This is a genomic window from Maricaulis sp. (assembly GCF_017642925.1).
Lineage (GTDB): Bacteria > Pseudomonadota > Alphaproteobacteria > Caulobacterales > Maricaulaceae > Maricaulis.
This window is the reverse complement of record NZ_JAEPOL010000035.1, coordinates 1-2,471: the sequence shown is the minus strand read 5'-3', so window position 1 is coordinate 2,471 and position 2,471 is coordinate 1. Positions and strand designations below refer to the sequence as shown.

Genomic DNA, 2,471 nt, shown 5'->3' with positions numbered 1-2,471 from the left:
TGTGAATCGGCATGCAAGATTGACCCCTGTTATGGGGTGATCGGCGTCCAAAAGTGACCCCCCTGATAATTCTGATCAGAAGCTTCCTCTGGAACGAGAGGGAGCGGTCAGGGGATGTTGGTTGTGGAGACGATAGCGAAGATCAGGCGCGCGCATTTCATCGATGGCAAGTCGATCAAACAGATCTGCCGCGAGCTTCGGGTGTCCCGCAATACGGTGCGCAAGGTCATCCGATCGGGTGCAACCGAGTTCACCTATGACCGCACGACGCAGCCCCGTCCGAAGATCGATCCCTGGCGTTCCGAGCTGGATGCGATGCTGGCCGACAATACCCGGCAGCCGAAGCGGGAACGGCTGACGCTCATCCGGATCTACGAGAAGCTGCGCAACCGCGGCTATGGCGGCGGATATGATGCCGTGCGGCGCTACGCGGCCAGCTGGTCCAAGGCGATGCAGGAGGCATCGGCCAGCGCCTATGTTCCGCTGAGCTTCGATCCAGGTGAAGCCTACCAGTTCGATTGGAGCCACGAGATCGTTCTGATCGACGGTGTGACCACAACAGTGAAGGTCGCCCATATCCGCCTGTGCCACAGCCGGATGCCGTATGTGCGAGCCTATCCTCGCGAGACCCAGGAGATGGTGTTCGACGCGCACGACAAGGCGTTCGCCTTCTTCGGCGGCGCCTGCGCGCGAGGCATCTACGACAACATGAAGACGGCGGTGGACACGATCTTTGTTGGCAAGGATCGGGCCTACAATCGCCGCTTCCAGCAGATGTGCGGACATTACCTGGTCGAGCCGGTTGCCTGCACACCCGCGTCCGGCTGGGAGAAGGGGCAAGTCGAGAACCAGGTGGGCGTGATCCGCCGGCGGTTCTTCGTGCCGCGCCCGAAGTTCAAATCCTATGCCGAACTGAATGCCTGGCTCGAAGACCGCTGCATCGCCTACGCCCGGGCAAACACGCATCCGGAACTGCGGGAGCAGACCATCTGGGAGGCGTTCGAAGAAGAGCGGGCGAGCCTTGTTCCCTATGTCGGTCCCTTCGACGGGTTCCATGCCGTGCCGGCATCTGTTTCAAAAACCTGCCTGATCCGCTTCGACAAGAACCGATACTCGGTCGATGCCCGCGCGGTGGGGCGGCCGGTCGAGATCAGAGCCTATGCCGATCGGCTGGAATGCTGGCAGGATGGTCGGATCGTCGGCAGCCATGAGCGTGTCTTCGGGCGCAACAACACCGTCTACGATCCCCTGCATTACATACCCGTCTTGGCCCGCAAACCCGGCGCCCTGCGCAACGGAGCGCCATTTAAGGCGTGGGACCTGCCGACCGCTCTGCGGCGCGTACAGCGCAAGCTGGAACGCCAGCCAGGTGGCGACCGGCAGATGGTCGATATCCTTGCCGCCGTGCTCACCGATGGCCTGGACGCTGTCGATGCCGCCTGCGCCGAGGCGCTGGCACACAACGTCCATTCCGCCGGTGTCGTTCTGAACATCCTGGCCCGTCATCGCGAACCGCCGCCGCCCCTGACAATCGCAACCCCGGACGCGCTGCAACTGACTTGCGAGCCAACAGCCGACTGCAGCCGCTATGACAGCCTGAGGAGACAGACAGATGGAACGTTCCGACGTGATCGACGCGATGGGGAAGCTGAAGCTCTATGGAATGAGAGCCTCCTACGATGAGATCATCAGCACGGCCCTCAAGCGCCAGCACGAGCCGCAACAGATCATCGGCGACCTGCTGACCGCCGAGATATCGGAGAAGCAGGCGCGGTCGATCAAATACCAGATGACAATCGCCAAGCTGCCGCTGGCCAAGGAACTTGAAGAGTTCGACTTCGAGGCAACCGATATCAACGAGACGCTGATCCGCGACCTGGCCACCGGCGACTTCCTCGACCACCAACGCAACCTTGTGCTGATCGGCGGTACCGGAACCGGCAAGACGCACCTTGCCGTCAGCATTGCCAGGTCCTGCATCCGGGCCGGCCGGCGCGGACGGTTCTTCAACGTTGTTGATCTGGTGAACAAGCTGGACGCCGAAGCCCGTGCCGAACGGCAGGGGCGAACCGCAGACCTGCTCTCCCGGCTCGACTTCCTGATTCTGGACGAGCTTGGCTATCTGCCCTTCGCCCAAACCGGCGGCCAGCTCCTGTTCCACCTGATCAGCAAGCTCTACGAACGCACCTCGATCATCGTCACCACCAACCTGGCCTTCGGTGAATGGCCCAGCGTCTTCGGTGATGCCAAGATGACCACCGCGCTGCTCGACCGGCTCACCCACCATTGCGAGATCGTCGAGACCGGCAACGAAAGCTGGCGCTTCAAGAACCGGGCGTAACCCCGACATCAACACAAGGCCGGTCGCGTGCAGACTCTAACGGTCCGCGCGCCCGGCCGGCATCATCCTGGCAGAAGGGAGGGTCAAAATTGCACGCCTATAAGGGGTCAACATTCGACGCCGATTGACA

The 2,471-nt window shown here is 61.9% G+C and carries 2 protein-coding genes; both read left to right on the top strand.

Features of this window, described 5'->3' with window-relative positions; translation table 11 throughout:
* The first annotated feature begins 114 nt into the window (after positions 1–114).
* Positions 115–1,683: an IS21 family transposase gene (istA, locus tag JJ918_RS17185; protein WP_291890113.1), complete on the top strand. Its 1,569-nt coding sequence runs from the start codon at positions 115–117 to the stop codon at positions 1,681–1,683.
* Positions 1,613–2,341 (top strand): IS21-like element helper ATPase IstB, encoded by a 729-nt coding sequence (istB, locus tag JJ918_RS17180; protein ID WP_291890111.1) that lies wholly within the window; start codon positions 1,613–1,615, stop codon positions 2,339–2,341. The genes istA and istB overlap by 71 nt, the downstream gene beginning before the upstream one ends.
* Positions 2,342–2,471: the final 130 nt, after the last annotated feature.